Here is a 24,365-nt window from a genome sequence, read left to right as displayed (position 1 = left end):
TATGACTAGTACAACGAAGTCTGACATAGATAATGGCTCCACGGCCATAGAAATGCAAACCCCAGCGGGCCATTCTCCTGTTGCTCCAGGAGAAATTGCTATCGGTGTGGTTATTGGTCGGGCATCGGAACATTTCGACTTCTTTGTATTTGGTATTGCCTGCGTTCTGGTATTCCCCAGTGTCTTTTTCCCTTTTGTCAGCACGCTTGAGGGGATGCTCTACGGCTTTGCGATATTCTCTATGGCATTTATTGCCAGACCCTTTGGCACCGCCTTGTTTATGACTATCCAGCGTCGCTGGGGTCGCAGTGTAAAGCTAACCACATCACTTTTTTTACTCGGCACGGCAACCGCCGGTATCGCATTTTTACCGGGCTATAACACCCTGGGCGGCGCATCTATTTTCTTTCTTGCCATGTTCCGCGCCTTACAGGGCTTTGCCCTTGGCGGCTCATGGGACGGCTTGCCCTCCTTGCTGGTCTTGAATGCGCCAAAAGCTAAGCGCAGCTGGTATGCCATGATTGGTCAGCTTGGCGCGCCCATAGGCTTTTTAATTGCTAACTTATTATTCTTCTATTTAATTAACAGTGTCAGCGCCGAAGACTTTCAGGCATGGGCTTGGCGTTATCCCTTCTTCGTCGCCTTTGCCATTAACGTGGTGGCGCTATTTGCCCGTCTGCGCCTAGTGATGACCGAGGAATACACCCTCGCCTTAGAAGAGAGTGAACTGGAACCCATCAGCACTCGTGAAATGCTCGACAAACAAGGCCCAACTATTTTCTTGGGTGCGTTTGCGGCATTGGCAAGTTACGCGCTCTTTCACATTGTCACTATCTTCCCGCTGTCTTGGATCTTGCTCGGTGAATCGCAGCTGATCGGCAACGTGCTCATTGTTCAATGCATTGGTGCATGTATAGGGATTGCGGCGACCATTGCCTCTGGGGTCATCGCTGACCGTATTGGTAAGCGCACTACCATTTCGTATATGGCGGTATTGATAGGGGTTTTTGCCTTGTTTGCGCCCATGCTGATGAGCGGAACGCCTCTCATGCAAGATGCCTTTATATTGATCGGTTTTGCGCTGTTGGGTATTTCCTACGGTCAATCATCTGGCATCGTCACCGCAAATTTGGAGCGGCGCTTCCGCTATTCCGGTGCTGCCTTGACCTCAGATTTAGCGTGGTTGTTTGGTGCGGCATTTGCTCCGCTAATTGCGCTGGGCTTGTCTATGCATTTTGGTCTGATCGCCGTGACGTTCTACCTGCTTTCCGGCGCGGTGTGCACCTTGCTGGCCCTGCGGATTAGTAAACATTTGGCGGCAAGCGAATAGCTAAAACTAATTTCTCGGCAGTGTTGGTCTTGCACTAGCTTGCTATGAGGTTGAGCAAGTTAGTGCAAGGAGCCGAGAAAATCGCGTGCTGCGCTTTTGGGTGCTGGTTTGCTTACGTTACTTCAACAGATGAGAGTCTTGCTCAGACCATTTGAATCTGCAGTCTAAAGTGGATTTTAGTGCGGCGCGGTGTAGTGGCCGAACGATGGGTATGTCGTGTTCACATCCTCTTTAGAAAGTCGGGAATACACGCAGACGAAGCAGTGAATCACCTCGATTTGCATCTAATCTGCGCTTCGGTCATTGGAGTGAAATTCTTGCTTCTGCCCACCAAAAAGTTGGAAAAGCCTCCGGTGAGCTAGATATGAAAACTCATCTTTTCGATAATCGTAATCTCTTATCCAATCCAAAAGCATTTCCAAATTGGCATCTTGTGCTTCGGGAGTGCTGTATTTATGAGCTTCCCATGGGCGGTTTCGAGCATTATCAATGCAAGTTTGAGTTCCGGGGTTAAGGAACACCATTTCAGTTGCAAAAGGTAAGGTAACTTCAAGAAGATCGGCATAACAGCCTTCTAAAACCCAGTTTTGGTTTGAATCAATAAACTCAAGGATTGCCAATCGACTCGCCTCTAGAGATCGACGCGTCGGCGTTTCCACTTCAGCCTCCCAAGCGACTGTATCGAGATCCATATGAGCACAGCCCAGAGCCTCAGACCGTTGCCTTGCCAAGGTTGATTTCCCTGAGCCTGAATTTCCGAAAATGATGATTCGCTTCAAAATAAACCCCGCTGCTTTGGCTTGTTAGTTGCTTTTAACTTTGACAAGTTCGGTCTCAATGTGGATTAAAAAGTATAAGGGAGTTCTATAAGATGGCCGCATTGCTATGGGGCGCGCAGGATACACAAAGACTAATTTCCTATATTTCTGTTATAAATTATTTCCCATGATCATATCGCGTTTCTCATTAATTTCAATGAGTTAAGCAGCTCGTCCAGCGGGCGATGGGAATGACTCTATTGTTTGACGGAGCGGTCGTAGCAAAATTCCGAACTGGCCGAAAGTCAGTCGATCTATCTACAAGCCCTGGGCTCCGTTCGAATATAGCTGGCCAAGTCACCAGAAGCTCCTCTGGCCACTGAATTTAATCCGCGCTTTGCTGTAGTGGTAGCTCAAACCAAAATACGGTGCCATTCCCTGGTTCAGATTCAAAACCAATTGAGCCGCCCATATGCTCAACCAGCTGATGCGTAATCGCGAGCCCCAATCCGGAACCGCCGTGCTGCCGCGTATCTGAGCTATCTGCTTGAGAAAAACGTTGAAAAATGCTCGCACGAAAAGACCAGGGAATGCCGCTACCGTGATCCGATACTTCCACACGAGCTTTGCCATCGATACGTTTAATAATAATTTCAACTACGTCGTCCTCGGGCGAAAACTTTATGGCATTGGATATTAGATTGCCTAAAACTTGCTGGAGACGCATGGCGTCAACTCGGACCTGCAGCTCACTTGCTATTGTGCTCTTAAATATCAAACTTATATGTCGCTTACTGCCGTAGGGGCGTATGTCCTCAATTGCTTGTTCTACAATCGCCTCTAAGGGTTGCCATACAAGCTCAAAATTGAGCTTCCCGTTATTCATCTTGTCCGTATCAAGTAAATCGTCTATTAGCATGCGTAGTCTCTGGCTGTTTTTAGAAGCTACATCGACCATTTGTGACATCGATTCCGATACCGGGCCAAAGGCCCCGCCAGCGATCAAATCAAGACAGCCGATTATGGAGGTTAAGGGCGTTCGCAATTCGTGACTGACTGTTGAAATAAATTCGCTCTTCGAATTAGCGAGGCGCTTCTGCTCAGTAATGTTTTCGGCAATACCCAAATATCCAGTAATTTCGCCTGTCGCAGAGCGTATTGTGGTAACCACCAATGACACCGGAAAACGATGGCCGTCTTTGTGAATATACGTCCATTCTCGGGTTTCTTGGCCGTCAACCTCAGACTTTTCAGTCAGAACTCGGAAACCGGTAATTTCGGTATCAAACTCCGCGCTAAGCTCTTTGCTACGGGCCTCTATCTCAGCGTTACAATGCAATATTGACGGGGTTTGCAAACCCACCATGTCCGCTGCACGATAGCCCAACATGCGCTCAGATCCTGCATTGAATATTGTTATCACGCCTCTGGTATCCGTGGCGATAATCGAAAACTCTGAGGCCGACGCCAGTACTGAGTGCAATAAGTCGTGAGTATTGCCTAGTTCGGTGTAAGCATCCTGCAATTCTACGAGGGCATTTTCTGCTCGATTCCTTTCGGCGCGAACTTGCTCAAATAGCTCCTCCTGGCTAAACACCAGTGCGAAGGACTGGGTAGTGAGGAATACTTTAATAACGCCGTAACTCAGTAAAATAAAACCCGAGGCAAAAATAATATGAGCAAACCACCACAGATGATTCCACGCCGAGCTCAATAAAAAAGTTGCCGATGACTGAGCGAAAAACAACAAAGATACGGAGTATATGGTCATCAGTGGCGAACTCAGGCCCCGCCAGTGCACGATCACAATACACAATAGCGAAAGCAGTAAAGCGCAAAGCTCAAGAATCTTTTGTGCGTGCGGCGCCCAACTTGTCGACGCCAAGACAAAAACTGCCGCATTGATGATGAGCAGGCCGGTGGTCCAGAGCAACCAACTGCCTTGGCGCTGCCTTTTATTATCGTCGACCGCCGGTTTACCATAAGTCAGTAGTCCAATAAAAAAGCAGCTAACCATGGCTAGCCTGCTGACCGGCCCATATAACACAAACTGCCAAATGTTTACCGAGCCAATGCGGGTGAAAATTCCGTGGCAGGCATAGATAAGCGTAAAAGCAAAGAAGCCAAGGGCCAGCCAGCGCACAAACTGTTCACCAGAATACTGGAAACACCGCCACGCTATTGCTGCAATAAAACCGCTTTGAAGTAGCGCAATCGCAATCGCCACTTCGTGACCGGTATGGCTAATAAAGCGCAGATGGGAGTCTTGAAAAAAATACAGATAGGCCGTGCCAAACGCCGGAACTAAACTCAATATGACGATAATAAGAGTAGCGTAAGCAGAGCTTAAACGTCGAATAAGATTAGGCGCTTTTAGGATGGGCATAAACTGCCTTGCCAATAGTGAGGGGCTTGCTAGCAAGTTAAATAAAACGGTCCCACGGTATGAATATAATGTTATGCACTAATTATTGATTACATCATTATCCCTTCTGGGTACTGTGTTTTTCCAAGTGGGATCATTTAACATATAGCTAATAATCACAAGGCGAAATTGTCGCAGAGAGTTAAGTACAAATACTTACGCACTTGGCTTGTAGATGAAATTTATTTTGTATTTTGATGTGTAGAGGGCTTGGTTGGCACAGGACTTTCGTGAGGGGATTAAGCGCTTACTACGAATGTGCTGGGTCAATTTGTTTTTCAAGTATTTAGCTAAACTTGGTCATAATTAAATGCAAATTCAGTGACCAGCTATTGATCTGATGACTTTTTAGAAAGTAACTTGAACATGGTGGCAGGATATTTGGCCATTGCTGGAACAATACACAGCCTGCTTTCAATAGGGTGCAGAAAATTCCATACTTCTAAATGCATCCATTTTTGACTCTGTGGCGCTTGCTTAAAGTGCCGCGTAAGCTCGTGGTGTCACTAGCAAGTTAATAAAGCCCTCGTTATCTGGCTCTTGTGCCAACTCGTGAACCCAGTCGCTTAAGTGATGAACTTGCGCTGGAATCAGTCGATGCTCAATATGGTCAATAATGTGGTACTGCATGCCAAAACTCTCGAGCAGTTCGATAAGCTGATGGCCATCAGCTCCCGAATGACGGATTCCGTAGGGGCAAAATTCCAGAATCATACACAGGTGCGCGCTATTGGCCGCAATAAGTTTCCGCAACCCATTTACTACAAAATACTCGGCGCCCTGTGTGTCTATTTTTAGGAAGTCGATGTGCTGGGTTTGAGATTCAAGGTGTTGGTCGCCGTGTACCAATTTAATAGGGCGGCTATGGCGCTCACCGCCGTCTGAATAAATGCGGTGGTCACCAAAGTTGTCAGTTGAAAGAAACAATTCGCCGTCTTCGTTGCGGTCACTTAGTGCCAATGCATGTAGTGCTACATTTTGCAGATCATTAAGCCTGACATTCTCCTGTAATAATGCGAAGTTCTCTACGTCCGGCTCGTAAGATAGAATCTTGCCTGTCGGCCCTGCAATATCGCTTGCCAGCAGGGTGTAGTAACCAATATTGGCACCGACATCGACGAATATGCCACCGGCTTTAAAGTGAGTGATGACTAGCTGAGTTTCGTAGGGTTCCCAACACTGCTCGGTACGCAGTTTTTCAGAAATAATGGTGTCTTTTGAACCGTGAACATTCATTTTCAGCCGCTTAGTCAAACCCTTTGTATTGAGTTCAACGAGCTGGGTGGGGTCAATAGAGTTGGCCTGTTTGATTTGAGTCATATCCCCTAACCTAAGTGAAGTTCGGGTAGTCAGCCCAATAGTATTGCAGCTCGGTCTGCTGCCAGTCTGCATATATTTGTGGCCAGCTCAATTCATCGATACGCCAGCCGTGATGCGGTTCTAAATTACTGGAGAATACCGGTGCGCCGTAGTCGCAAAAGCGGGTATCGACACTCATTCTCACCACCGAGTCGCTGATGTTTGGCTGTGCTGCGTGGACGGTAAAAGCGTTGAATATAATCACGTCGCCCTGGGCTACATCAGAGACGTGCCAAGTGGTTTCGTCGGGATGGATCTCGCACTGGACATTCCCGACACCGGGGGATTGTATTACCTCCCGCATGCCGCGCTTATGCGATGCGGGCAGTATTTTGAGGCGTCCCATCTCGCTTGAAATATCATGCAGGGCAACCCAGATACCCGCCATAGTACTAGGCGCGACATGGGAGCGGGCGTCCTGATGGGGTGGCGTTTCATAGCCGATCATCTTTGGCGTTGATATTCGCGCCATCTTCATGGGGTATACAAATACCTCACTGTTACTGACGGTGCGCATGAGTTGAAGTAGATCAGGGTCATGGAAGAAGCCGTGAAAGGATTCAAGGGCTTGAATTTTTGGATATACCTCGTCCCAAATCGCATCGGTTTCTACGAAGGCTTCCCCTGTTATTGCGGGTAATTGCCGAGATTCATCCAGCGCTACATAAGGCGACAAGCGGGAGAGGATATCCCCTAGTAAGCTAGCGCATTTTGTGGGAGCCACATATTGCTTGAAATAGAGATAACCCCACTCCTGAAAACGGCTGCGAAGAATGTCAGGTGCTTCATTAGCGTCTGAGGCGATAAGTGCTTGATCACTGGGCATGGAGGGGGATGCCAAATTAGAGTAAGGGAATAGTTCGAAAAATCAATCGCATGGATTTTACGCAAGACAGAATTGGAACGCCAATATTTATCTGAGCAGTGCAGATTTGATCAGACACCACGTGGGCTTCGATAGGTCGGCAGCTCAGTGCAAGTGTGGCTATATAGCCAAGTTAGCGGATTTCTCCCGTGTAAGGTATTGCCAATTAAGTATCAGAATCATTATATTGTGCTTTAGCGGCCAACTGGTATGATGAGTTAATGAGTTGCGGGGGTGTCTGTGTTTGAAGTCGTGAGCAAGAAATCATTATCGGATGTGGTGTTTGACCAATTGCGCAGTCGTATCGTTAATCACGACCTCAAGGCCGGGGATGAACTGCCGTCCGAGCGCATATTGTGTGAGTTGTTGGGTGTGAATCGTGGCGCTGTGCGCGAGGCGATGAAGCGCTTACAGCAAGCCGGCTTGATTCATGTGCGTCATGGCGGTGGCACAAAGGTGTTGGATTATCGCGAGGAGGCTGGGCCGGAGCTGCTAGCCAGCTTGTTGGTGACGGCTGAAGGGCAGGTCGACGTTGCGGTGGCCCGCAGTATTGTTCGTATGCGCCAAGTACTGTCTCCAGAGATTGCTGGCGATGCGGCGCAGCACGCCGGCGATGACCTTGCGGATCAGCTTGATAGCATTGTCGAGAAGATGGCATCCAGTCAGCAAGCCGCCGAAGGCCAGCTATTGGCCTTTGAATTTTGGGGTGTCTTGGTGCAAGGCAGTAGCAATATTGCCTACCAGCTGGCGTTTAATTCCTTGCGCAAGGCCTATCAGCCAATTTGGGAATTACTCACCCAGGTCTTAGAGGGCGGCTTCACTGATCTCGCCTGTTTCCGTCAATTAGCAAAGTTGGTACGTGAGGGTGACAGAGACGGGGCGTTTTCCTGTGCCAAAGAATATATCGACCGCAGCAGCGCGGATATGTGTGCATTTCTTGATGCCTATGAGCTGCATATGCAAGACACCGTCCAGCCAATAAAATAATAGGAAAAATAATAATGACTGCCACAATGGAGCGCGGCACTGCCGATGCCAAAATACCAACAACGTTTGCTGAAACCGTCAGGGACTTATACAGTCACGCTAGCCCGATGATACTCACAGTATTGGCAGTTGGCTTTGTTTCTGCGCGAGTGGTGCTGGGGAACTGGAGTGCTGCAGATTTGGTTGCGCCAATAGTGCTGCTACTAATCTGGCCGATTTTAGAATGGCTGATCCATGTTTATATTTTACATCTACGGCCGCAAACGATTTTTGGTAAAACCATTGATTTATCGGTGTCGCGCTCACACCGAGAACACCACTCCAAGCCCACTGATTTAACAGATATCACCATTAATCTTGAAGTCTACCCGGTGGTTGTGCCGCTATTAGCGGGCTTGGTGTTTTGGTTGTTTCCCTCGGTAGAGCTGGCAGTAGGTGCACTGGCAATGTTTTTTACATTGGCCCTACACTATGAGTGGAATCACTTTATTGGGCACGTAAATTGGAGCCCGCCACTTGAATACTATCGCCGTCGGCAGCGTATGCACCGCCTGCATCATTTTCGCAACGAACAATTGTGGTGGGGCGTGTCGACGGGTATTGGCGATCTAATGATGGGGACCGCGCCGGATGCGAAGTCAGTCGAGCGTTCGCCAACAGCAGACAATGTTCATGGTTTGAATAAACAGCCGTCTTAGTTCGCAAGTATTTTTAATAAAAACATCGACGTCATTTTTTGGCCGATATAAATAACAATAATAAAGGTTTGTCATATGCTGTTTCTCATTGTGGGAATGCTGATATTAAAATTACTCAGCCGGTGGCGCTCTAGGTCCTTACTGGCGGCGATGCCTATACTGGCTGTTGTGGGTGTTTTTTCCATCGCGAGCGACGCTAGCGCAGCGGAAAAGTCGCGCCTGAGGCTAGAGGAAGTGGTGGTAGTCGCGCAAAAGCGCGAAGAGAATATGCAAACGGTGCCGCTATCGGTTACCGCCATTGGTGGTGATGATATCGTCGGTAAAAATATGGGGGATATGAACGAGGTTGCCAACTACGTGCCTAACCTCGATATTCTAGCCGTGCCCTCCTTTCCCAGCATTTATATGCGTGGCCTTGGCTCTAGCTATAATCGTGGTTTTGAACAATCAGTGGCGATATTGATTGACGAGGTGTTCTACGGGCGCGCGTCGTATATTACTCAGGGACTTCTTGATCTAGCCGCAATCGAAGTGTTGCGCGGGCCACAGGGAACGCTGTTTGGCAAAAACTCCTCGGCTGGCGCCATTCATTTTCGCAGCGCGCAGCCAGAGCAAGAGTTTGGCCTTAAAGGTGATGTTTTGCTCGGCGATCGAGATTTACGGCGGGTTCGCGTCGCCGCGACGGGGCCCTTGGCAAATGACAAGATAAGTTGGCGTATTGCTCTGCTTGATGAGCAGCGCGACGGCTCTATCCATAACACCACATTAAATATTAAGGAAGAAAATCGCGATACTCAGTCTGCGCGAATGCGAGTAATGTGGGATGTTAGTGATGACTTTACCCTGGGTTTTACTCTGAGTGGTGGGGTGGTAAATCAAGCCGGCGGCGGCACCCAGCTTATCGCACTGCGCGAGCGCGCCAGAGCAGCAATGCTGGTGTTTGACGATCAGGTAAATGAAAACCCATTCGATGAAAAAAGTGCGCTCGATCACGCCGGTAGCTCTAGTAGAGAAACCTGGGACGCAACTGTAAAGGCTGACTGGTCTTTGGATAATGGCAGTATTGTCACCAGTATCAGTAATTATTCCTGGATGGATGAAGACCTGAGTTTTGATGCGGATTTCTCTCCTATCCCTTTTCTAGTACTCAATAATGATGAAGATCTGCGGCAGTTTAGCCAGGAGCTGCGCATCACCTCGGCGCCGGGTAAATTCGAATATGTTGGCGGCTTGTATTATTTGCAGACCGATTTGCAGGCGACCTATGACATCGCCGATTTTTTACTATTGAGCGAAATTTTATTGGTGACCGGCGAGGGCGAGCGCATCGCGTGCTTGCAGGCCAGCAATGACCCCCAAGCCTGTCAGGACGCAGTGCTTGATGACGCGAACAGCGGTCAGCTCGCCGCACAGCAAATCCAAACCCGGATCGGTCTTGAGGGCGGAGCAAATGTGGTCGAAAGCTCGCTGACGCGTTTTGCGCAAATGAGCAAGAGTGGCGCCTTATTCGGTCAGGCGACCTGGCATTTTACCGACCAGCTGTCCGTCACCCTGGGTAGTCGTTTTAACTACGAAGAAAAAGTATTGGATGTCAGTCATCGTTTGATTAATAACCGCAGCGGCCAAGAGGGTAATGCGGTACTCAGCGGTGGAGCTTTTCCTTTAATAAATTATGGCCCCGGACCTAACCCTGCTGGCTCGGCGATCTTCCCAATTATTATTGCCGGTGACACTCAGTTCTCTGCGCATCGTGAGCGCGATGATTTTAATATTATTCCCAAGGCCGCTTTACAGTATGTGTTCAATGACGACGTAATGAGTTACTTAACTGTAGCGCGGGGCTACAAGTCAGGTGGCTTTAATGCCCAGCCCGTCAATGATCAGCAGCTGGAGTTTGATGAAGAGGACGCCATGACCTACGAGCTAGGTCTGAAGTCTGAATGGCTGGGCGGTGCTGCGCGTTTTAATGTGTCTGCCTTTCTAACTGATTTCGACGGACTGCAGGTCGCCACGTTTAACGGTGTAAGTTATGTGGTGGGCAATGCGGCGTCGGCTAGCATTCAAGGTGTGGAATACGAGGCCATGCTCATTACTCCAATGGGGGTGTTATTAGGTCTTAATGGCGCGTTTACCGATGCTAAGTACGATCAATTTCAAAATGCACCCTGCGGAGCAGAAGTGACGGATACGCCGTCATGTGACCTGAGTGGCAAGCGTTTACGTCTGGTGCCCGAAGTCAAAACCACCTTCACCGCTGGCTATCAGGGGCAACTTTTCGAGCTGCCGTTTATCAGCGTTTTCGGCATGACCGCCAGCTATTCCAGCGAGGTAGCCTTGGCCACCGACCTAGACCCTATCGACGTTCGCCAGCCAGAGACGACCTACGGTGTGCAACTGGGACTGAAGTCATTGAATGATAGCTGGCATGTGATGGTGTTTGGCGACAACGTTACTGATCGCGGGTCTTTGGCTGGTGCACAAGATGCACCCGCCTTTCGCGGTACCCACTTTGGTGGTGCCTATCCTGCGGCTAGCTATGAACTGGAGCTGGGTTACCGCTTTTAGCGATCACAGGCTGCCATTGTAGGCTTAACAAAGTTGGGCGCGTAACAGTGGGCATGGTTAGGTGTTATGTCACGTAAGATGTACCATGTGTCGTTACTGCGCCATCTAACAATAATACGCATCTGGACATAAGAATGAATTACATTTCCAAAGCCCTGCTATTGATCAGCACGCTGACCTTACTTGCCTGTAATAACTCTGATTCAAGCAATACGGTCGGAGCAGTGGAGAATGATGTCGCGTCGAGCCAGAAGCTTGGCCCAGCTGCCTGCGATAATATGAGCGACGAGGCCTTTGTGACTCGCAATGAGCTGGCGGCGGGAAGTCGACCTGCAAGCGCGGCCTTATTACTGCGATTTGTGCACCTGACCGACGACCACATTATTGACGATGACGGTCAGTTGTTAAACGGCGCCAGCGCGCTAGATCCGCTTTACACTAGCTTTGAGTCCGCGCAGCGATTTCAGGAAGAATATTCAGACGAAGTACTAAACGATTTGATTTCGGCGCTGAACAATTGTCATAGCCAATACCCAGCAGAATTCGCAATAGTCACCGGTGATTCTGCGGATCTGACGACAGTCGCAGAGACCCGGCGCTTTATTGATAATCTTGACGGCCGCGTCGATCAGATGAGCGCCTTTGAAGAAGCCTGCACACTCGCCCTGGGCGCTGATGCTCCCGCCGAGCAGATCGACCTGTTCTGTACTCGCTTTAGCGGTAGGGGCACGGCTGATACCCAAACTATTGATCCGGATATTGACGATCCGGCATATCAGTTTTTACCCACGCGCACAGTGCTGCAAGCACAAAATACCCAGCAAGCAGCTATTAGTGGCCGCGCTGCTGACGGCTCCGTTGATCCGGCTCGACAAACGGTGACGCGCTCGGCGGGCTTGCCAGAGGTTTTGCGCTGTGACGACGGTGCCGAGGGTTGTATTAATCAGGCCATCGCCATGCCGTGGTTTGTGGCATTTGGTAATCACGATGGTTATATCCGTGGCACGGTCGCCGCCGATGTCCCCTTGAACGAAGTATCTCAGCTTACCGGTCGTCGTTATATGCTCGGCCAGCGTGATTTTATTCAGGAATTTTTTAAGTCTTCGTCGCAACCTCTTGGTCACGGCTTCGGCCTTGTCGATGCCGCGCGTCTCGAGGATGAAGATGATCGCAACGATGGCTACTACGCCTTTGACGCTGGCGAGCAGCGTTTTCGCATGATTGTTCTCAACACTATTATCGATGGTCGTGACCCACGTGTTCCCACCGCTATGTTGCGCAACCCCTTTGCACTCTCAGATGGCAGTCTGGACCGGGCGCAGTTCGATTGGTTAAAAACTGAGTTGGCTGCAGCCCATGCAAGGCAGCAGCTGGTGATGGTGTTCTCTCATCATCCTGATCTAACGTTTGCCGAGTACGGGATGTTTGCGGACTTACTAACGCTAGAAGTGAGTGCTGTTGAATTGAATGCGGAATTGGCATCTTGGCCCAATATGATTGCTTGGGTGGCAGGCCACACTCATGTGCATCGTGTTCGCGCTTTTGCGGTGGACGATGGAGTAGGTAGCAATGGCGAAATTTCGACGCCGGTGAGTGATTGCCACGGCCAACACTGCGGTGGTTTTTGGCAAATTGAAACCGCCTCACTTATCGATCACCCCCAACAGCAGCGCCTGATTGAAGTATTTGATAATGGCGATGGCAGCGGCACTATTCGCGGGCCGGTGTTAAGCCACAGTCTAGAAAATCCTCAACGTTTGGCGGCGGCGGACGACCGCTGCGCGCTTTATCTTACCGATCCGGCCGCAGTGCAGGCGGCCATTAGCGAGGCAAATCTAGACGCGCTGTGTACCCAAGGTGGACAGCGGGAAGGCCGTCCGGAGGATCGCAATGTGGAACTGATTTTCACCATGCCGCAGTTTTAATTTTTTACTCTTGATCCAGCTGGAATATTTAATGAAATACCGTAATACAAGTTTGATCTTATGTGGGGTGCTACTTGCCTCCTGTGGCGGCAAGTAGTTGCACGTCTTTACCGGCGCACAGAACAACTCGTTGCGGAACTGCCCCAGCTGGGACCTTTGCCTGAGGCTCGGGAATTAGTGAAGTGATATGTGGCGGGCAAGCCCCACCTTCCCTGGGGTGGCGTCGAGCTTCTATTAATGGAAGGCTGAAATAAATACTGAATATATTGTGTCGATTATTTATTAATAAGCGCATGCGCTTGTTCAATCACAATGGCGTGTCGCTGCGCCAGACGCTCGTGGTCTTTGTCGTAGCCCCCACCGATTACGGTAGCAATTGGAATGCCTTGCTTTAGGCAGGTTTCAATCACTAGGCGATCGCGGTCTTCGATGCCTTTCCAGCTAATATTGAGTTTGCCCAACTCATCATGTTCCCAAACGTCAACGCCCGCGTCGTAAAGAACAAGATCGGGTTGAAACTCACGCAATAGCTTTTTCAGGGTGCTATCTACAATGTCTATATAGTCATCGTCTTCCATATTAAAAGCTAAGCCTACGTCTAGATCACTCTGTGCTTTTCTAAATGGAAAATTCTTTTCACAATGAATGGAGCAGGTGAACACACCGGGCTTGCCTGAAAGAATAGTGGCGCTGCCATCACCTTGATGCACGTCGCAATCGAATATGAGAACACGACTAAGCTCCTTGGTTTCAAGAATTTTAAGAGCCGTGTAAGCAAGATCGTTGATCATGCAAAATCCGCTGCCAAAATCACGATGAGCGTGATGAGTGCCACCCGCTAAATGGCAGGCTATGCCATGTTGCAATGCCAAACGTGCGGTTAACAATGTGCCGTTGGGCGCGGTCAAGGTTCGATCAACGAGACCTTGGCTCCAGGGCAAGCCGACGCGTCGCCACTCCTTTGGGCAAATGTGGTTGCCCAGCAAATTTTGTAAATAGTTAGCGCTATGTGCAATAGCATAGTCTTCTAAGCTGCCCATGGCTGGTGTGAAGACATTAGCTTGATTAGCGTCAATCAAACCGCGTTTTAGTAGTGTGTCATACAGACGACGGAACTTGCTCATCACAAAGCGATGATCTTCCGCAAAGTCACATGAGTAGTTTTGGTGATAAACCAAGGGAAGCATAGAGGAATGGCGTGCCGCGTTGTGGTGGGGGTGAGTTGATTTTAGAGTGCCGGTGAGTAAAAGGCCAGACTGCGTAGATTCATAGATACATTGGCTAAAAATATACTTGGCAAGTCGGTATGTCTCCCCGGATTCTTTGGTTTCAGACGGATGGCGTGTAGGTTTGTAAGCTTGATTATTTTTTTCATTAGCTCATGTCTTACGAAGGAATTTGATTTTTAGATTTTATTATTTTTAGTGAAAAATGAATAATATTTGTAAATGTAAAATACTGGGTCTACATTTAGTTGGTAAGCATTTTCAGGCTACCTTTCTTCTTGTAATTTTTTTATGGTTACATAATTTTTGATAGGCTAAAATTTTGTTCTTCGGCTTCGCTTCGTTTATCATAGCTTTTCAAAAGGCGATTGCCGACTAGCGATAACCCCTTCTTCTGGCGAGCCATGCTCTGTGCCAGTCTGTCAGAATATTAACTGTTGCGGTCTTTTTAAGACACAAGTTTGGTTTAGAGTCACCCGCGTCCAGCGCTAGGCTGGCGTATCCCCCGATGGATCGGCTTCGATCCCGCTCGAATAGTTTCAATATATGGAAACGAAAACGTGAATAATTCAGAACTGCAAGCATTAAAAGAACGTTATGTAGCCGCTGGCGCGGCCAGCCCCAATGAACAATTTGCCGCTTACGCGAGCAATGCCGAAGTCTGGGACGCAGATGGCAAGCGAATGATCGACTTTGCTGGGGGTATTGGCGTATTAAACGTCGGTCATCGCCATCCCAAGGTGGTTGCTGCGGTAAAAGCCCAGCTTGACCAGCTTATGCACACCTGTCAGACCGTTATGCCCTATGAGGGCTACGTTAGAGTGGCGCAGAAGCTGAGCGAAATCAGCCCAGTGCGCGGTCATGCCAAGGTCATGCTGGCCAACTCTGGTGCTGAAGCGTTGGAAAATGCGGTGAAAATTGCCCGGGCGGCAACCGGTCGAACTAATATTATTTGCTTTGACGGTGGCTATCACGGCCGTACCTTTATGACCATGGCGATGAACGGCAAGGTAAAGCCCTATCAGGGTGATTTCGGTCCCATGCCGGGCACGGTATTTCGCGCCCCTTATCCGGTGGACTACCATGGGGTGAGTGAAGAAGAAGCATTGCGGGGGCTGCAAATGACCCTGCGTACCGACGCTGATCCTGCCAACACCGCTGCAATATTTATTGAGCCCATACTGGGCGAGGGTGGTTTCTATGCTGCTTCGCCTGCCTTCCTCAAGGCCATTCGTGAGATTTGCGATGAGCACGGCATTCTAATGATTGTTGATGAAGTCCAGAGTGGCTTTGGCCGCAGCGGCAAAATGTTCGCGATTGAGCACAGCGGCGTCGAGCCCGATATGATGACTATGGCCAAGAGTATGGGTGATGGCATGCCTATTTCTGCGATAGTGGGTACTGACAAACTAATGGACAGCTCGGGGCCGAATTCACTCGGTGGTACCTACACCGGTAGCCCCGTGTCCTGCGCCGCGGTGCTGGCAGTGATGGACATCTTCGAGACTGAGGACATCCTGGGCGCGGCTAATCGTCTTGGTGACAAGCTCGCCACGCGATTCGCGATCTGGCAGGAAAAGTTCGAGTTTGTCGATAACTCGCGGAGCGTTGGCGCGATGGCCGCATTCGAGTTGGTGACCGACAAAGCCAGCCGTGAACCTCGTGCCGATCTGGCCGCAGCGATCACCGCCAAGGCCAAGGAAAATGGTCTGATACTGCTGGCTTGCGGCATGCATGGAAATTCAATTCGCTTCTTGATGCCAGTCACCATTGAGGACGAAGTGCTAGAAGAAGGTCTGGCTATCATCGATAAAGCGCTCAGTGAGCTGACAGTCTGAGGCCCCGCCAATCGCCGCCTGCCGGGAGCCTTCAGTCGCTCTCGGGAGCGTTGATATGCATAATGCCATTAGGAGTATGGAGTTAGTCTGCGGTTGGCTACTATTATGGCCAGCGATGGTAGGGATCACCCCAATACCTAGGTCTTGATAGGCCGTGCGAGTTTAAGCGAAGAAGATAAATATGGAAGCTGCGCGCCATCAGTGATTAGTGACAGCGCTGCTCAAATAATAATAAGAGACTGCAATGAAAAAACGATTTGTCCTTGGCGTCATGCTGGTGGTGCTTGTCATCGCTGGCGCGCTTAATCGTCACGAGATAAAAGCTTGGCTTATGCAACATGGCGAAGCCTGGGTGCTGCGCAATGCCGACCATCTTCCTTTGGCCCGTGCCGGCGAGTATTTGTTTGATCAACACTGTGCTGACTGCCACGACAATCCTGCGATGAATTCACCCACACGGCAGGCTTTATCACTGCTAGCCAAAGAAGATCTGATGATTGCCTTAGAGTTTGGCAAAATGCAGCCTATGGCTGCTCATCTCAGCAAACAACAGCGCGGTTTGATTGCACACTATCTGGCGGGCAGTGCCAGCGGCCAATACGACTGGTTAGCTAGTGCGATGTGTGACCCCGAGCCAGCGCGCAGTCGCAGCCCCGTTGTGGGTAGCTGGGGTGTTGGGCTTGAGAATCGTCGTTTTGTCTCAGATCAACAAACCGCGATACGTAAAGATAACGTCGGGAGTTTAAGCCTAGCGTGGAGTTTTGCCTTTCCACGCGTCAGTGATATGCGCTCGCAACCGGCTGTGATCGGCGAGCGGATTTTTATCGGCGATAAGGCGGGCAAGTTGTTTGTGCTCGATCGCCGCAGCGGCTGCGTTATCGCGCATCGGAAAATGCTTAGCGGCATACGTTCTGCGATCACCGTGGCGACCTTGGGTGACTCGAGACAATTACTCATTTTTGCAGACTCGCTGGCCACCATTTATGCAGTGGACCCCAATACCTTAGATATCGTATGGCAGCAGTCGGCAAGACTAAATGATTTCTCGCTTATCTCCGGTTCTATTAGTTTTCACAATAATAAATTATATGTGCCGGTATCCTTATTTGAAGTTGCCGCTGCAGGTAGTGAAAGTCATGTTTGTTGCACGTCTCACGGCGGTGTTATGGCCTTAAATGCCGAGACTGGCAATAAAGTATGGACCTGGCATGCGACCGATGAAGCTACTCTGCAAGGAAGCAATCGCGCCGGCCAAGATCGCTATGGGCCGTCGGGTGCGGCAGTTTGGTCAAGCCCCACCATTGATACCAAGCGCAACCGGCTCTACGTTGGCACTGGTGAAAACCTCACCCGACCAGCGACCGACACCAGTGATGCCATCATTGCCTTAGATTTAGACAGCGGTGAAGTGGTGTGGAAGTTTCAGGCCATCAGCGGCGATGTTTGGAATGCCGGCTGCTTGAACGGTGGCGCCAATTGCCCGAGTGATCCCGGTGAGGACTTCGACTTTGGCGCCTCGGTGATCTTGGCGACATTAAGCAGTGGTAAGCAAGTGCTATTCGCCGGCCAAAAATCCGGTGAAGTGTTTGCGCTGGACCCAGACGCTGATGGTGCCAACCGGGTGTTATGGCGTCAGCGTTTAAGTCAGGGCACCAGCAATGGCGGTATTCACTGGGGAATGGCCTTGGCCGGTGATAGCTTGTATGTGCCGGTGTCCGACCCTGAGCGAGAGCAAGCAGGGTATACACCACGACCAGGTTTATACGCTCTAAATGGTGATAGCGGTGAGTTGCTATGGCGGTATACGGCCACCCGTAATTGCGATTTTGATTACAGTAAACGGCCCTTAGTTGGTTTAGAAAATAATCGCGCTGGGGGCAAAGTAGATCTCACCGATTTGTATCGCTGCAGTTTTTACTACGGTCTTTCGGCAGCGGTAACGGCGACAGCCGAGTTAGTGTTCAGTGCAGGACTAGATGGTGAAATTCGGGCTTTTGATCGCTTTAATGGTGAGCTGCTGTGGTCAAGAAATACCGCCCAGCCTATTTCTGCGAGCAATGGCATAGACGGGCATGGTGGCGCAATAGATGTCGGCGGCCAGATTATTGTGGGGGATTGGCTCTATGTTAGCTCCGGCTACAGTATGTTCGGGCAGCTGCCCGGCAATGTATTGCTAGCGTATAAAATTCTTCGATAAATATAGCCCTTTAATAATAAAAATAATGACCATGAATAATTGGTGGTCGCAAGGAGCACAATATGAAAAGAATACCGCCGTTGTTACTCACGTGTTGCTTTATTTCCCCGGCTATTGCCGCGCCAGTGCTAGAAGAAGTGCTTGTTACTGCGCAGAAACGCAGCGAGAGTTTGCAGGATGTGCCAGTCGCCGTATCTGCGTTATCAGCTGACGATTTACAGGAGTCGGGATTTAGAGATATCAGTGATGTCTCGGCCTTAGTGCCATCCCTATATATCCTCACCACCGATCAACCCATGAGCACAGCAGTGCGCATTCGCGGCATTGGTAACGCGGCTAATGTGCCGACCTTTGAGCCGGCGGTTGCGCTCTATATTGACGGTGCCTTTCGCTCGCGCTCGGGTATTGGTTTAGGCGATATTGTTGACGTGCAATCCATTGAAGTATTGAAGGGGCCGCAGAGCACCCTATACGGTAAGAATGCCTCGGCGGGATTGATTGCGGTGTCCTCGGCAAGACCCAGCCGCGAACTTGAGACGATGCTGGAATTCACCTATGCCAGTGATGATCTCCATCAAGTCAAAGGCTATATTAGCGGACCTTTAAGCGAAAAGTTGGCAGGTAGATTAAGTGGCAGCACTAGCCGTCGCGGAAACTTAACGAAAAATCTCAGTGGTCCTGATAGCGGAGATTTAGATGACATCGCGCTGCGCGGCCAGCTGCAATACGATTTTTCTGATAGATGGACGGCACGCTTGATAGCCGGTTGGTTGGAACGTGATATGAACGCCATGGGGGCTGACGTTTACTACAGTGAGCGCACCCGCGAAATGATCAGTCAGGCTGGCTATGATATTAGTAATAATGATCCTCTTGATCACGTGGTTGAGCACAATTTAAAACCCATTATTAAGCAAGATTCCAGTGATGCGATACTCAATGTGCAATACAGCGGCGAGTCTTACAGTTTTACCTCCATTAGTAGCTATGATATCTACGACTCCGAAAAGTATATGTATAACGTCGAACTTATGCCGATCAATATTGCCAGTAATTTTGATAAGCACGCGGGTGAATCCATTTCCCAGGAGTTCCGCATTGCCTCAGAAGGTAGTGACAGCCTGCGATGGATGACTGGGGTTTATTATTACTACAATGATTTTCAGCGCGGTGATTCGGATAAACCGTTTTTGCGTATGGAAGATCAGGTTGAGGAATACGGCACTATTGTTGCGCAATATTTTGTTGGCGCTACCAGTACCTCTCCCTGTGCAAATACCCATATTAGGGGTAGAGGGTGACGAGGGCTATTATCGCGCCGATCAACAAACCACGAGCTACGGCATCTTTGCTCAGGTCGACTTTGATCTTAGTGAAAAGTGGAATCTGAGTCTTGGTCTGCGTTATTCAGATGAGGAAAAACAGGGCTATATTGCCACCTACAATACCGCGCAAAATGGTTGCTCTGCGCCCTTTGATACCAATCCGGTTTGCTCTGTGGCGCCCAATGTCGATCCCTATAGCGCGGATGATAGTTGGTCGGCCACCACCGGCAAGGCCAGTTTAAGTTATTTTCCAACCCCAGATATTATGTTGTACCTAACGTACTCAACGGGGTTTAAGGCCGGTGGCTATAATTTGGAGTCTGGCACGGTGCCGCCGGAGCTGCGTACCTTTGAGCCGGAAGACGTGCAAAACTTTGAGTTGGGTTGGAAGGCCGAATTTTGGGATCAGCGCGCTCGTCTCAACGGGGCAATATTTCACACCGTTTACGACGGTCAGCAAAACGCGTCGTTTATTGGTTTGAGTTTTGTGGTGAATAGCGCTGAGCAGGTGATTATGGACGGCGCAGAAATAGAAGCGCTGTTGTTATTGTCAGATCGGTTTACCGCCAGCATCAGTGCCACGGTCTTGGATGTGGTGTATGAGAGCTATGACGGTGGCCAATGCTATTACGGTCGCGATCCTGATAATGAGTTCGGCCAGTGTGATCTCAGCGGTGAGAAGCTGCCCTTTACGCCTAGCTTGGCGGCCAATGCCTCGCTGCGCTATACCCAGCCTTTATTCGATGGTGATCTTTACAGCCGTCTAGCTTATCGCTACCAAGGTTCTACAGCCTATATTCCAGATCTTGATCCTCGGCATTACGAGCCGGCCTACGGCATTATCGATGCCCGTCTCGGCTGGCGCGGCAGTAGTGTCGATGTTGCTGTGTGGGGAAAAAACCTTAGCGATGAGCAGTACGCGTCGGCGATTGGGCCGGCAACCTTTCATGCGGTATTTGATGCCAATGTCGGTTCCAGTGAAGGCTCTTATCAGACCTTTCTGGGTGATCCGCGCAGCGTTGGCATTAGCTTGCGTTTGAACTATTGATTTAGGGCTGGATGACATTATGCAAAAGCTAGTAAACAAATCGCTATGCCTGTGGCTCTTGTTATTGCCAGCGGGCCAGCTGGTGGCCATGGACTTGTTGGTCACGGGTGAAGACAGCAAGCCACTGGCAACCGTGATGGTGACCCAGCGACTAGTCACTGCGCCGGTTCTGGATTTAAGCGATGATGGCTACCCGCCCAATGGCGTCGGCAATGTCGCGGCGCTGGAAAGTACCCGCTTTAGCAATGAACAGGGTTTGGTGTCCTTTCCCGATGGCGGCGATATGTATCGTTATCGCTTGCGCAAACCCGGTTATAAAGATTTGCATTCACCGGGTGCTGATAATCTCGCCGAGCTGCAAATGGCGCGGGAGTTTGATCCCCTTGTACTCGCGGCTCAAAAGCCGTCCAACGTTTGGCTTTCCCAGTTGGATATTGGCGGTGGCCCTGAGTTGCGCAAACACTTTTTTCTGAATTGCGCCTTCTGTCATCAGCAGGCATCCCCTTTTATGCGCGTTGAGCGCTCACCCGCTGAGTGGCTGGACGTTATCGAGCGTATGGGTGGGTACGGCGCGCGTATTGCCGACGACTTAAAACAACCCTTGGCCGAAGGCTTGGCGTCTGGCTTTGCTAAATTGAACGCCAGCTTTGACACATTGCCCGCACCACGTGAATGGGATGCTGAATTGGCTGCAGCGAGCTATCGCGAGTGGCCGATAGGCGATGGCTTTTCGCAGATGCATGATTTTATTTTGCACCCCAATGGCATGGTTTATGTCGGCGATAATCTGCAAGATCGGATTTATGAGGTGAATCCAATAACTGGTGAATACACGGTCTATAAAGTGCCTCATGACGAGAATGATGAGCTCGGTGGTTTTTTGGGGAATCGATTTAAAAGCTATGGCAAGGTCAATAATTATGTGGGTGTGCACTCTTTTGCGGTGTCGCCAAAAGATGGCCATATATTTATTACGCCCTCTATGCAGCGGGCATTATTGGAGTTTGATCCCCACAGTAAAACCTTTACTCGTCATCCGATGAAGAAGGGCTTTTACCCCCATACCATTCGCACCGATGCCCAAGATCGAGTGTGGTTCACGCTGGCATTGTCGTCGCAGATTGCCATGTTTGATCGCGTGACTAATGTCTTCACTTACTACGATATTCCGGCGCGCTCTTTTAAAGAGTGGCTAACGATTAAATTGTTGCCAGTGATCTTTTTTATCAACCCAGAGTATCGGCCCATGCCGTCAGTGGATCGGAAATCCAGTGGTTTGCCTATGCCCTATGGAATCGACGTCGCTCCTGATGGACGAGTTTGGTTTGCACGCTTGTACGCCAATGACATCGGCTATATCGATCCCCAGAGCGGCGAATTGGCCATGATTGATGTGACGGTCAATGGTCCGCGCCGCCTGCGGGTAGATGCTGACAACAAGGTGTGGATGGTCGCCTTTCAAGATGGTTTGGTGGCGAAATACGATCCCGACTCGGGCGTGTTGAGCAAGTACCCATTGCCATTGCGCAGTGAAATTCCCTACGCGCTAAATGTTGATCGTGAGCGTCGCGCAGTTTGGGTGAATGGCAACCAGTCAGATACCATTTTGCGTTTTGATATCGATACCGAGACTTGGCAGGTCTATCCCATGTCGCGTCAGCGCACGTTTACCCGTGATATTGAAATTGCCGAGGATGGATCGGTATTCACCAGTAATTCCCACTTCCCGAGTTGGCAGATTGAGGATGCCCAGCCAACACTCATTCATATACAACCTTATTCGCAATGAGGTATTGGCGGCAGCTACTGATTGTTTGTGCCGGAATTGCGCAGGGCGCGGCGGCGCAGGACTGGCCCTACTACCGAGGCGATCAGGGCGGCAGTGGTTTCTCCGCGCTGCAGCAAATTAATAGCGATAATGTGTCGGATCTACAGATGGCCTGGCAATATCGCAGCGGTGAGGCGCAAGAATTTGCTGAACAGTTACCTCGCAGTGCAATGGAGACCACGCCGATTTTATTGCCCGAGGCGGCCGGTGGGTATTTGGTTTTTTGCACGGCATTTAATCAAGTTATTGCCCTGAACCCAGAAACCGGTGTTGAGCAGTGGCGTTATAATCCGCGTATTTCGCTTGCGGGTGAAAGACCGTTTAAGTGTCGAGGCGTAGCGTGGTGGTCAGATCATAAAAACCCGGCCGATCAGTGCGCCCATCGTATTTTAACCGCGACTCACGACCGTCGCCTCATTGCTTTAAACGCTAAAGATGGCAGCCTGTGTAAAGATTTTGGTAATGGCGGAACCGTCAAACTGTACAGTTCCGACGAAGGTTTTGTGCCCGGTGATATCGGTAGTGTGTCGCCGCCGGTCATTGTAAATGACACCATTGTGGTCGGTTCGGCGGTGGTGGATTTTGTGCGTGCCCACACTCCGCGCGGTACTATAAAAGCCTTCGATGTGCGCAGTGGCGCGCCGCGTTGGCAGTTCGAACCCATACCCGTCGATGCCGAGGCGGCGAATGCGGATCAGTGGCCGGAGGACGCGGTGGCGGTGTCGGGCGGGGCCAATGCTTGGGCGCCGCTCTCTGTCGACGAAGCGCGCGATCTCGTATTTATACCCACTGGTGCGCCCTCGCCAGATTATTACGGCGCACTGCGGCCGGGCGATAATCGCTATGCAAATTCTCTGGTGGTACTGCGCGGCAGCACAGGTGAAATGGTTTGGCATTTCCAGTTTGTGCATCACGATGTCTGGGATTACGACACGCCGGCCCAGCCAATGCTGATTGACCTGCGTCGCGATGGCAAAATGATTCCAGCGGTTGTGCAACTGACCAAGCAGGGTTTTGTGTTTGTTTTCCATCGCGAGACCGGCAAACCACTATTCCCCATTGTTGAGACCGCGGTGTCGCAGCGTTCGGTCGCTGGCGAGCAGCTGTCCGCTACTCAGCCCTCGTCACCGGCCTTGCCGCGTCTTATGGTGCAGCAACTGCACGCCGAGGATGCCTGGGGTCTCACGCCCTTGGATCGCGGCGCTTGCCGGAAAAAAATTGCGGGCTTACATAATGATGGACTATTTACGGCACTGCAGGAGCAGCCCACGTTAATGATGCCCGGCAGTCTTGGCGGCGCCAACTGGGGCGGTGGGGTATTCTGGCCTGAGCGTCAGCAGTTAGTAGTAAACGTGAATGCCACGCCCTTTATGGGTTATTTAAAACCAACGGTTCGTGAAGAGAAGGGCGAGCATATTCCCCCCGCTGGCCGCACCATGCGTATTAGTATGGCGGGCACACCTTATACCGTGGTGGTGGAAAGTTTATTGTCGCCACTGGGTATTCCCTGCAGCGCTCCGCCATGGGGGAAACTGTTGGCCATAGATTTGGCTTCGGGTGAAATGAAGTGGCAAAGTCCGCTAGGTTCTGTGCACCAAATGGCGCCAGTGCAGCTGCCTTTCGATATCAACTGGGGAACGCCGAATCTTGGTGGCGCTCTGATGACGGCAGGCAAGCTGGTATTTATTGGCGCGACCATGGATAGACGCTTTCGCGCATTCTCCGCAGACAGTGGCAAGGTCTTATGGCAACACGACTTACCGGCCGACGCGGTCGCCTCGCCAATGACCTATCGACGCGGTGGTCGGCAGTACGTCGTCATCGCCGCAGGTGGACATCATATGTACCAGCGCGAGATGGGTGATTCTCTGATTGCTTTTGCGCTAGCTGAACCAGAGAGCGAGAAATCTTCCGCGGATTGAGGCATAAATCTAATCCGACAGCTTTTCGTATACTTGGCTTTGACTTATTATTCGAACAAAAAGAAAGCG

The 24,365-nt window shown here is 50.3% G+C and carries 16 protein-coding genes; 11 read left to right on the top strand and 5 right to left on the bottom strand.

Going from position 1 to position 24,365, the window contains the following annotated elements; genetic code table 11:
- Nucleotide 1: 1 nt before the first annotated feature.
- A complete protein-coding gene (locus AB4875_RS15820; RefSeq protein ID WP_368377023.1) occupies nucleotides 2-1,330 on the top strand; it encodes an MFS transporter in 1,329 nt (442 codons plus the stop codon).
- A gap of 284 nt (nucleotides 1,331-1,614) precedes the next feature.
- Here AB4875_RS15820 and AB4875_RS15815 read toward each other — a convergent pair whose 3' ends face one another.
- From AB4875_RS15815 to AB4875_RS15800, 4 genes are all read right to left on the bottom strand, one after another.
- On the bottom strand, nucleotides 1,615-2,109 hold the full coding sequence (locus AB4875_RS15815; RefSeq protein WP_368377022.1) for an AAA family ATPase: 495 nt from the start codon (nucleotides 2,107-2,109) through the stop codon (nucleotides 1,615-1,617).
- A gap of 364 nt (nucleotides 2,110-2,473) precedes the next feature.
- On the bottom strand, nucleotides 2,474-4,474 hold the full coding sequence (locus AB4875_RS15810; protein ID WP_368377021.1) for a sensor histidine kinase: 2,001 nt from the start codon (nucleotides 4,472-4,474) through the stop codon (nucleotides 2,474-2,476).
- Between the two features lie 516 nt (nucleotides 4,475-4,990).
- Nucleotides 4,991-5,833 (bottom strand): FkbM family methyltransferase, encoded by an 843-nt coding sequence (locus tag AB4875_RS15805; RefSeq protein ID WP_368377020.1) that lies wholly within the window; start codon nucleotides 5,831-5,833, stop codon nucleotides 4,991-4,993.
- Nucleotides 5,834-5,843: 10 nt separating this feature from the next.
- The gene (locus tag AB4875_RS15800; protein ID WP_368377019.1) at nucleotides 5,844-6,698 is read right to left on the bottom strand and encodes a phytanoyl-CoA dioxygenase family protein; all 855 of its coding nucleotides are present in this window, start codon (nucleotides 6,696-6,698) and stop codon (nucleotides 5,844-5,846) included.
- A 279-nt stretch (nucleotides 6,699-6,977) separates the two neighbouring features.
- Between AB4875_RS15800 and AB4875_RS15795 the strand changes: the two genes are divergently transcribed.
- The 4 genes from AB4875_RS15795 to AB4875_RS15780 all read left to right on the top strand — a co-directional run bounded on the left by AB4875_RS15795 (nucleotide 6,978) and on the right by AB4875_RS15780 (nucleotide 12,912).
- Nucleotides 6,978-7,724: a FadR/GntR family transcriptional regulator gene (locus tag AB4875_RS15795; RefSeq protein WP_368377018.1), complete on the top strand. Its 747-nt coding sequence runs from the start codon at nucleotides 6,978-6,980 to the stop codon at nucleotides 7,722-7,724.
- A gap of 14 nt (nucleotides 7,725-7,738) precedes the next feature.
- Nucleotides 7,739-8,422: a sterol desaturase family protein gene (locus AB4875_RS15790; RefSeq protein WP_368377017.1), complete on the top strand. Its 684-nt coding sequence runs from the start codon at nucleotides 7,739-7,741 to the stop codon at nucleotides 8,420-8,422.
- A 75-nt stretch (nucleotides 8,423-8,497) separates the two neighbouring features.
- Nucleotides 8,498-10,987: a TonB-dependent receptor gene (locus AB4875_RS15785; protein ID WP_368377016.1), complete on the top strand. Its 2,490-nt coding sequence runs from the start codon at nucleotides 8,498-8,500 to the stop codon at nucleotides 10,985-10,987.
- Between the two features lie 134 nt (nucleotides 10,988-11,121).
- Nucleotides 11,122-12,912: a metallophosphoesterase family protein gene (locus tag AB4875_RS15780; RefSeq protein ID WP_368377015.1), complete on the top strand. Its 1,791-nt coding sequence runs from the start codon at nucleotides 11,122-11,124 to the stop codon at nucleotides 12,910-12,912.
- 275 nt (nucleotides 12,913-13,187) lie between these two features.
- On the opposite strand, the gene AB4875_RS15775 is transcribed toward AB4875_RS15780, so the two are convergent.
- Nucleotides 13,188-14,099, bottom strand: a complete 912-nt coding sequence (locus AB4875_RS15775) for a histone deacetylase family protein (RefSeq protein ID WP_368377014.1) — start codon at nucleotides 14,097-14,099, stop codon at nucleotides 13,188-13,190.
- Nucleotides 14,100-14,698: 599 nt separating this feature from the next.
- Between AB4875_RS15775 and gabT the strand changes: the two genes are divergently transcribed.
- The 6 genes from gabT to AB4875_RS15745 all read left to right on the top strand — a co-directional run bounded on the left by gabT (nucleotide 14,699) and on the right by AB4875_RS15745 (nucleotide 24,296).
- Nucleotides 14,699-15,976: a 4-aminobutyrate--2-oxoglutarate transaminase gene (gene gabT / locus AB4875_RS15770; protein WP_368377013.1), complete on the top strand. Its 1,278-nt coding sequence runs from the start codon at nucleotides 14,699-14,701 to the stop codon at nucleotides 15,974-15,976.
- 244 nt (nucleotides 15,977-16,220) lie between these two features.
- Nucleotides 16,221-18,173 (top strand): outer membrane protein assembly factor BamB family protein, encoded by a 1,953-nt coding sequence (locus AB4875_RS15765; RefSeq protein WP_368377012.1) that lies wholly within the window; start codon nucleotides 16,221-16,223, stop codon nucleotides 18,171-18,173.
- Nucleotides 18,174-18,235: 62 nt separating this feature from the next.
- Complete coding sequence (locus AB4875_RS15760) at nucleotides 18,236-19,474, top strand: TonB-dependent receptor (protein ID WP_368377011.1); 1,239 nt, start codon at nucleotides 18,236-18,238, stop codon at nucleotides 19,472-19,474.
- Complete coding sequence (locus tag AB4875_RS15755; RefSeq protein WP_368377010.1) at nucleotides 19,443-20,546, top strand: TonB-dependent receptor; 1,104 nt, start codon at nucleotides 19,443-19,445, stop codon at nucleotides 20,544-20,546. Before AB4875_RS15760 ends, AB4875_RS15755 begins: the two co-directional genes overlap by 32 nt.
- 19 nt (nucleotides 20,547-20,565) lie before the next feature.
- A complete protein-coding gene (locus tag AB4875_RS15750; RefSeq protein ID WP_368377009.1) occupies nucleotides 20,566-22,335 on the top strand; it encodes a Vgb family protein in 1,770 nt (589 codons plus the stop codon).
- Entirely contained in the window at nucleotides 22,332-24,296 is a 1,965-nt protein-coding gene (locus tag AB4875_RS15745; RefSeq protein ID WP_368377008.1) for a pyrroloquinoline quinone-dependent dehydrogenase, read from the top strand. Before AB4875_RS15750 ends, AB4875_RS15745 begins: the two co-directional genes overlap by 4 nt.
- The last annotated feature ends 69 nt before the right edge of the window (nucleotides 24,297-24,365 follow it).

This window comes from Zhongshania sp. R06B22, assembly GCF_040892595.1.
Taxonomy (GTDB): domain Bacteria; phylum Pseudomonadota; class Gammaproteobacteria; order Pseudomonadales; family Spongiibacteraceae; genus Spongiibacter; species Spongiibacter arctica.
This window is presented reverse-complemented; position numbering and strand designations above follow the sequence as displayed.